Origin of the sequence: Bifidobacterium sp. CP2, assembly GCF_018555635.1 — a bacterium.
Taxonomy (GTDB): Bacteria; Actinomycetota; Actinomycetes; order Actinomycetales; family Bifidobacteriaceae; genus Bifidobacterium; species Bifidobacterium saguinibicoloris.
The window spans coordinates 159,312-167,216 of sequence record NZ_JAFEJX010000007.1 but is presented as its reverse complement, the minus strand read 5'-3'; the positions used below and the strand labels follow the sequence as shown (position 1 = coordinate 167,216).

The following is a 7,905-nucleotide window of genomic DNA, read 5'->3' as shown; positions in this document are numbered from 1 at the left end:
GGGCGGATCGGGGCAGGTGGGACGGCTGCTGTCGCGTCGGATTCTATAGAATCGGACGTTTCGGGGGTGCTTGGGGCGGTCGAAACGCCCGATTCTATAGAATCGGACGGAATGGGCGGGCGTGAGGCGGCCGAAACGTCCGAACCGTAAGAATCGGACGCGACGGACGCGACGGACGTATGCACGTCAGCCGGGACGAGGTCACCGGAAGCGGACGTGTGGGACGTGACGGACGCGACGCCCACGCGGGCGAGATGCGCCAGCCAGATGGTGAGCAGACGCTCCGCCAGATGCCCCGGCGTACGCAGCGTCTCCACGTCGGCGTGCGCGTGGTCCCACTTGGCCATGAACTCGTCGAGCAGCGGGAACAGCCACGCACAGTACGCATGGAACAGACCCTTGCGCATCACGAACATGTTGTTCGGCACCAGCGTGTGCCCGTCGAGCACCGCGTCCGCGTCCACGCGGTATTCCGGATGACGCGCGCACAGCACGTCGTACATGTGCCGCAGGTCGCGCAGGCGCAGATGCGGATCTGCGTCCCACTGCTCCTTGAGCGTCATGAAGCCATGCAGGCGCCGCACGTCCACCAGCGGGCCGGTCACCACGTCCCAGCCTTCCACGGTGTGCGCGATCGTGCCGTCGTCCAGACCGTATTCGGCGATCGACTGCGCGTCGATGTAGCCGGCCGGCACCTCGCCGAGCTCGTCCTCCTGATGCGGCGCCTGCGCCGTGCTCGCGAAGTCCAGATAACGACGGTACTGGCAGAAACCGTAATAGTCGGTGTCCACGTTCTTCCACGCCCAGTACATGGCCGTCAGTTCGCTGTACATGGGGTTGAGTTCGGAGATGTGCTCGCCGTCGTTGTCGTGCAGCGTGTCCTCGAACAGGGGCCGTCCTTCGGCCTCCGCGAGTTCGGCGCCCACCTGGATGGGCAGGATGCTCGCGCAGTCCGGGAAGGTGGCCGGCGTGTGGGCGGCCACGAAGATGCGGATGCGTTTCGGCTGTGGACTGACGGACATGACGATGCTCCTCCATGCGGCGATCGGCGGGATGCATGCCGACGCCTCGCTGTTGCGGTGCCGGCGGCGTGCGTTCCAGTGTAGTCGCGTCGGGGTGAGGGCACGGCGACGGGGAGAGGCGGGTGTGTGGCGCGGGTGCGGCGTGTGCGGGTGTGCGGGGTGCGCGGGTGTGCGGGGTGTGCAGTGTGCGGCGTGCGCGTGTGCGTGTGCGGGTGCGGGTGTGCAGTGTGCGGCGTGTGCAGTGTGCGGCGTGTGCAGGTGCGCGGGTGCGGGTGCGGGTGCGTGTGCGGCGTGTGCAGTGTGCGGCGTGTGCGGGTGTGCGTGATGATTCGGGTCGTGGCCGTAGGCGTGGTTGCTGTCTCGTGTTGTGGTGCATGTTCCATGGGTGAGGGCCAACTTCGAGACGGATTTGATTTCAGGGAGCGTGCGAGTAGACTTTCCGCCGTTTGCTTTCCGTCTGGCAGAGCGTTCTGTCTGGCTGGTTGCTCCGTCGGCAGAGATGTGGCCGGTCCGCCCTGCGACTGGCTGTCGGTCGCATGTTGACTGGCGGACGGAACGCCGTCATGTATACCGTGAACGATGCATTCGAGTGCATGGGAGGAATCAGAACCATGAGCGACAATACGCAGCAGCCTACGAACGGCCAGCAGAATTCGGCCGAGCAGTCCCAGCAGCCCCAGCAGCCCGCGAAGGGCAAGTCCCGCAAGGGTCTCATCATCGGCGCCATCGTCGTGCTGGTGATTATCGTTGCCGCGGCCCTGCTGGTGCCGAACGTGGTGGGCAAGGCGTCCGCCGAGTCCGTGGAGGAGTGCAATCTGCAGCTGCAGGCGCTGTCCGCGCATCAGGAGGCGCTGAAGACCACGCAGGAGGAGGCCGACACGGCCGCCAAGCTCACCGCCAAGGACGTGGCGGATGCCTCCACGCTCAAGGACCTCAAGGCCGCCCAGGCCGAGGTGGACAAGCTCGGCAAGGCGCCGACCTGCCCGGCGAACGGCTCCCAGAAGGACGTGGATGAGGCCACGAACCAGATCCGCGAGTACGCAGAGAACCTGCGTTCCGCCACGAGCGGCCTCGATGCCGCCGCCAAGGCCGCCATCGCCTCCAACCAGGAGCTCACCGGCGCCTCTGAGGAGTAAGCGGTTTCTGAACGTCCTAGAGAATGGCTCTACGGCCCTATGGCTCATGACCAGTCATGAGCCATAGGGCCGTAGATGTGTTTCGCCATTGCCGGCCATTGCCGGCTGTTTTCCGTCAACGTCCCCGCAATCGATTGCTGATTGCGGGGACGTTGACGTTGTCACCTCACTCGTGGCGCGAGTGACGGCCGCGCGCGTCGTTGCTCAACGAGCCGTGACGGTCGATGGCCTTGCGTACTTGGTCCACGGGCAGTCCCATGACCTGGCTGATGTCCTCCGGGGTCATGTGGCAGCGGGTGATCAGGGCTTCGAGGTTCTGCGGGCTGAGGTATGTCACGCGGCCCATTGTAATCGAACACATGTTCGACCGGGCGTGTCTCGCGTGTTCCGCCGGCAGGCCCGCATCGCGGCCTCGTCGACCATCCGCGCGGGGCCGTACGTGCGGCCGCACATGCCGCACATCACCGGTCGCCCGCCTTCCCGACTGTCCGGCTGTTCCGGCGCGCCTCATCCTCCGATGCCGGACGGACGCCGCTCAGCGCGTGAACACGTGGGTTGCGAGCCGGTGCAGCGCCTCGCGCACGCGGGCTTCGGGCAGTGCGAAGTTCATGCGGATGGTGTGGCGGCCGGCGAAGGCGCGGCCGTCCTGCCATGCGACGCCGACGTCCCAGCCCTGCCGCAGCAGTTCGTCCATGCACGGGTCCGCATCCGGGCGCAGCAGGGGCGGGAATGCGCCGGTTCCGTCCGATTCCCCGGCAAGGGTTCCGTCGACACCACCCGAGACACCCGAAACGCCTGTGGCGTCCGACGCCGCCGCGCGCCGGCGCGCGGCCTCCAGCAGTTCGTCGCGATGCTCTGCGCACCAGCGCTCGCAGTCGAGGAACAGCATGTACGTGCCCTGCGGCCGCGCGACCTCCACGCCCGGAACGCCCGCCGCACCCGCCGCATCAGCCTCGCTCGCCGCGGCATCCCCGGCGAAGAACCGGTATCCGATGCGCAGGTTCCCGGCCAGCACGCCGAGCAGCTCGTCCAGCCACGCCTCGCCTTCGCGCGAGTAGGCGCCGATTAGCGCGTGCATGGACAGCACGTTCATCTCGTTGTACGGCGTCTTCGATTCGACGGCCGTGAGCCTGTCGCGCAGGTACGGGTCGTAGACCACGTGGTAGCTGCCGATGAGGCCGGCCAGGTTGAACGTCTTGCTGGGCGCGTACAGCGCGATGGTCCGGCGGCGCGCGTCCTCGCCCACCGACTGCGTGGGGATGTGCGGGTGGGCGGCGCGGTCGAGGATCAGGTCGGACCAGATCTCGTCGGAGATGACCACGCAGTCGTTGGCGCGGAACACGTCCATCGCGCGCTCGATCTCCCAACGCTCCCACACGCGTCCGGTGGGGTTGTGCGGCGAGCAGAACACGGCCGCGTGGATGCGCTTCGCCTTGAGCCGGCGGTCCATGTCCTCGTAGTCCATGCGCCACACGCCGTCGGCGTCGCGGCGCAGCGGGCTGTGTTCGAGACGGAATCCGGCGCCTTCGATGGTCATGGTGAAGCCGTTGTAGGTGGGGGAGTGTACGAGCACGGCGTCGCCGGGCGTGGCGAACGCGCGCAGCGCGGACACGACGCCGCCGAGCACGCCGTTCTCGTAGCCGATGTGCTCCGGCTTGAGTCCGGTCACGCCGTTGCGACGGCGATGCCACCCGATGATCGCGTCGTAGTACGCCTGCGTGGGCTCGAAGTAGCCGAACAGCGGGTGGGCGAGGCGTGCGGCGATCGCGTCGGTCACGGCGGGCGCGGTGGCGAAGTTCATGTCGGCGACCCACATGGGAATCGCGTCGTAGCCGTCGCGTGGGGCGGCGGGCGGCCGCATCAGCGGGTCGCCGTTGTCCTCGCCGATGGCGTCGACGGCGAGCGCGTCGCGGCCGTGACGGTCGGGCAGGGTGGTGAAGTCGAACATCGGTTCCTCCTTTGGCGTGCGATGGTGCGATGGTTCGCGACGTCGCACGACGTCGCGCGCGCGATGGCGCGGCCCGCGTGCGCGGCCGCATCCGGTTCGGGTTTCGGGTCGTGCCATGCGGCGCCGCATGGCACGGGCTCCCGTCCGTCCCGTCGATGGTCCGGTGGGAGCCCGATTGCGTGGTCGTTGCGTCAGTGTCGGTGGCAGCGTCAGTGCGTTACGACGTGCGTCACGCGTAGATGTTGCGCGGGCGCATGTCCTCCGGCAGGCCTTCGAGCAGCGTCTGCACGGAGCCTTCCTCGAACACGGAGCGGATGCCGGCGGCCAGCAGCGGCGCGACGGACAGCACGGTCATGTTCGGCAGGCGCTTCTCCTCGGGCACCGGCACGGTGTCCATGAGGACGATCTCCTTCGCGCCGCACTTGGAGAGGCGTTCCACGGCGGGGCCGGACAGCAGGCCGTGCGTGGCGACGAGCGTGACGGAGCGGGCGCCGGCGTTGCGCAGCGTGCGCACTGCCTCGCAGATCGTGCCGGCGGTGTCGATCATGTCGTCGACGACGACGCAGTCGCGGTCCGCCACGTCGCCGATGATGCCGTGCGCCACGGCGTGGTTCGGACGGGTGGTGTCGCGGCTCTTGTGGATGAATGCGAGCGGCAGGTTGCCAAGCTTCGCGGCCCAACGTTCAGAGACCTTGATGCGGCCGGCGTCCGGGGAGACCACGGTGGTGTTCTCCAGCGGCATGTGGTTGCGCACGTAGTCGAGCAGCACCGGGGTGGCGGTGAGGTGGTCGACGGGCGCGTTGAAGAAGCCCTGCTCCTGGGAGGCATGCAGGTCGACGGTCATGATGCGGTCCGCGCCGGCGGTGCGGAACAGGTCGTAGACGAGGCGGGCGGTGATGGGCTCGCGGCCCTGATGCTTCTTGTCCTGACGGGAGTAGCCCATGAACGGGGCCACCACGGTGATGGTGCGGGCGGAGGCGCGCTTGAGCGCGTCGATCATGATGAGCTGCTCCATGATCCACTTGTTGACCTGGCCGTAGTGGCACTGGAGCACGAAGATGTCGGCGCCGCGCACGGGTTCGGTGAACCGGACGTACATCTCGCCGTTCGCGAAGTCGTAGGCGGTGGTGGGCAGCACCTTGATGCCCAGGCAGGTGGCCACCTCCTCGGCCAGTTCGGGGTATGCGCGGCCAGTGACCAGCGCCATACGTTTGTCCGGGGTGCCTTCAAGCAGCGACGTCATTCGTATCCGTCCTTATGTGAGCGAACCTTGCAAGAGCCTCATCCAGTGTACAAGGCCCCCTGTCATGCCCGGGACACGTGCGCGGGACGGCGGTAGGGCGATTGCGGGGCGGAAACGGGATGGAGGTCGTGGAACCGGTTGGGTTCCACGACCTCCATCGTTGACGGCCGGCGTGCGTGTTACCGGCGTGCGCCGGTCATCGCGAATCGTGCGTGATGACCGACATCACCGGCGTGGCGGCAGCGGCAGGCTTGGGCCTCCTTGCTGCCCTTGCCGCTGTGGCTGTGGCTGCGGTTGCGGCGGTACGGGCACCGCCGGCACAGCCGGTGCACCGTGGCCAGGCTGTGCGCCGTACTGCGGCGCGGCGGGAGTGGGGACTGACGGGGTCGCGGGGGCGGGTACCGACGGGACGGTACCGTATTGCCGCTGCTGACCGTAGCCGGGCTGCGCGGCGGGAGCCGGAGCGGCACCCGGAATCGGTGGGATGGCGGCCGACTGCTGGCCGTTCGCGGCGAACGGCGCCTGGGTCGCGGCGACCGGCGTCTGTGCGGCGGCGCGCGCCTTGGCGGCCTGTGCCTTCGCGGCCTGAGCGACGGCCAGCGCGGATGCGGACGGCACGCCGGAAGACGGGTACTTCTTGAACCAGCGGCCGTTGCAGCTGGCCACGTAGTCGACGACCTCCTGCGGCGTGGTCTGGACGGTGCCGCCGGCGAACAGCTTCCACACGCCCTGCATCGACATGATCATGGACGGGCCGAACGAGTTCGCCACGGCCTCGATCAGGTACGCCCACACGCCCATCACGAGGAAGTACCAGAGGGCGGGGCCGTAGGACGAGCTGATGGAGTCGATGGTGGTGTCGACCGTATAGGTGCAGAACAGGACGCCGCCGATGAGCCAGAACGTCATGATGGCGACGGGCATCTTCCAGCTGTGGCCCCATCCCTTGAACGCCGGATCGTACAGGTTGCGGGCGGAGGCGCGCAGCGCCACGTAGAAGAAGAGAATCAGCATGGCGATGAACATCACCCATGGAATCCACAGTTTGATTGATGCGGAAACGGAACTGAGCAGCGTGTCGGTGGGGGTGTCCCAGCTGAACAGTCCCAGAGTGTCGGTGCTTCCGCTCTCGGTGACGCCGCCGAATGTCGCGATGACGAACAACAGCTCGCCGAGCGTGGGGATGGTCAACGGGAACAGCAGGGCGAACTGGCCCTGATTGGATTTGAACGTGATGAACAGCGTCAGCACGATGCCGATGATGAGGATAAGAATCAACTGCAGCTCGACGAATTCCAGGAAGGAGCGGACGAATCCACGCGTACGGTGCTGCCAGCGCCATGCCGCGGTGAACACGTTCGTGGAATCGGGGGCGTACTGCGCGAGCATGTAGCCGAGGCCCGAGCCGATGAGCGTGAGCAGGAACGTCATCGCGAACGTGCGGAACGTCGCGCCGGAAAGATAGAGGTAGACGGTTCTGCCTTCACGAAGCGGGGCGGCGCCGATCGCCGCGATGATCGTCAACACGGTGGCCGCGAGCAGCGCGGCGATGAAGGGGCTGATGACACCGGCCCACTTGAACCGGATCGCGCCCTTGCGCGCCAGCATGTATGCACCGAAGGCGGCGGCGGCGATCAGGACGACGCCTGTCAGACCCAGGGAACCGAACCCGTGCAGCCCCTCAAGTTGTGATTGGCTGATGGGGGAATCGACGGAGCCATGCCGGGGAACGATACCGCCCGACAATCCCCAGGTGGTCGCCAGAATCAGCCAGTGAAGGAAATTGGGCTCCTTGAAATCAGTGGGCCACAGGTACTCCTTCAGGTCGGAGGACTGCATGAAGGCGATCGCCGGGAAGATGGAGATCACGATAGCGGCGAGCAGACCGAAACCGGCGGACGCGAGGATCGCCTGGATGTTGCGCGGGCTGACCATCTCCTTGACCAACGGATCGGCGGTGATCGGCTGGACGCCGACCGGAGCGGCGCCGGACGGCGTGCCGTTCATGCCGGGGGCTGGCATCGGCTGCGACGGGGCGGCGCCTGCGGACGGCGAGAACTGGCGGGCCGACGGCGTGGCCTGCGGCATCGGGACGCTGGGCATCGGAGCGGCGGGCATCGGAGCGGCGCCGTGCTGGCCGATGGCGGTCGTGTCGTAGAAGGGCTGCGCTGACTGGGCGGCGGCCGGCTGGGGCGCCGCGCTCGCGGCGGCGACCGCCTGGCCGCACGCGGGGCAGAACTTCGCCCCTTCGCGCATGCCCGCTCCACAATGAGGACAGAACATGAGAGTCCCTTCTTTCTGCTCGGCTTCTCTGGTCAATATCACCTTAATTCTAGTGATGTGCGTCGGGAATGGGGAAGATGCCCGCTCTGTGGGTGGTTCGAGGGGCGTCCGGGGAGCGTCCGAGGAAAGCTGAAAGACGCATGGTGGGCGCATGGTTGGGTGTGCACGGTTGGGTGTGCACGGTTGGGTGTGCACGGTGGAATGCGTGACGGCCGTCCGGCACATGCCCGGTTCGCTGTCGAGCCGCGGCGTTATCTTGGTGAGGTTGTGTTT

General features: G+C 67.3%; 6 protein-coding genes. 1 reads left to right on the top strand and 5 read right to left on the bottom strand.

Annotated features, from left to right (window positions below; all coding sequences use genetic code 11):
- Positions 1 to 1,022, bottom strand: a 1,022-nt coding sequence (locus tag JS531_RS07330; RefSeq protein ID WP_214314574.1) for a DUF4422 domain-containing protein, incomplete at its 3' end; no start/stop codon positions are given.
- Positions 1,023 to 1,633: 611 nt separating this feature from the next.
- On the opposite strand from JS531_RS07330, the gene JS531_RS07325 reads away from it, so the two are divergent.
- The gene (locus JS531_RS07325; protein WP_214314567.1) at positions 1,634 to 2,158 is read left to right on the top strand and encodes a hypothetical protein; all 525 of its coding nucleotides are present in this window, start codon (positions 1,634 to 1,636) and stop codon (positions 2,156 to 2,158) included.
- Between the two features lie 166 nt (positions 2,159 to 2,324).
- Here JS531_RS07325 and JS531_RS07320 read toward each other — a convergent pair whose 3' ends face one another.
- From JS531_RS07320 to JS531_RS07305, 4 genes are all read right to left on the bottom strand, one after another.
- The gene (locus tag JS531_RS07320) at positions 2,325 to 2,495 is read right to left on the bottom strand and encodes a hypothetical protein (RefSeq protein WP_214314565.1); all 171 of its coding nucleotides are present in this window, start codon (positions 2,493 to 2,495) and stop codon (positions 2,325 to 2,327) included.
- A gap of 198 nt (positions 2,496 to 2,693) precedes the next feature.
- Entirely contained in the window at positions 2,694 to 4,106 is a 1,413-nt protein-coding gene (locus JS531_RS07315; RefSeq protein ID WP_240542096.1) for an aminotransferase class I/II-fold pyridoxal phosphate-dependent enzyme, read from the bottom strand.
- Between the two features lie 229 nt (positions 4,107 to 4,335).
- Complete coding sequence (locus JS531_RS07310; RefSeq protein ID WP_214314563.1) at positions 4,336 to 5,349, bottom strand: ribose-phosphate diphosphokinase; 1,014 nt, start codon at positions 5,347 to 5,349, stop codon at positions 4,336 to 4,338.
- 225 nt (positions 5,350 to 5,574) lie between these two features.
- Positions 5,575 to 7,632, bottom strand: a complete 2,058-nt coding sequence (locus tag JS531_RS07305; RefSeq protein WP_276313207.1) for a zinc ribbon domain-containing protein — start codon at positions 7,630 to 7,632, stop codon at positions 5,575 to 5,577.
- Positions 7,633 to 7,905: the final 273 nt, after the last annotated feature.

Excerpts from the sequence above, each read along its gene's own strand:
- JS531_RS07305 (WP_276313207.1), bottom strand. The coding sequence starts at position 7,632 with ATGTTCTGTCCTCATTGTGGAGCGGGCATGCGCGAAGGGGCGAAGTTC.
- JS531_RS07315 (WP_240542096.1), bottom strand. The coding sequence starts at position 4,106 with ATGTTCGACTTCACCACCCTGCCCGACCGTCACGGCCGCGACGCGCTC.
- JS531_RS07325 (WP_214314567.1), top strand. The coding sequence starts at position 1,634 with ATGAGCGACAATACGCAGCAGCCTACGAACGGCCAGCAGAATTCGGCC.
- JS531_RS07310 (WP_214314563.1), bottom strand. The coding sequence starts at position 5,349 with ATGACGTCGCTGCTTGAAGGCACCCCGGACAAACGTATGGCGCTGGTC.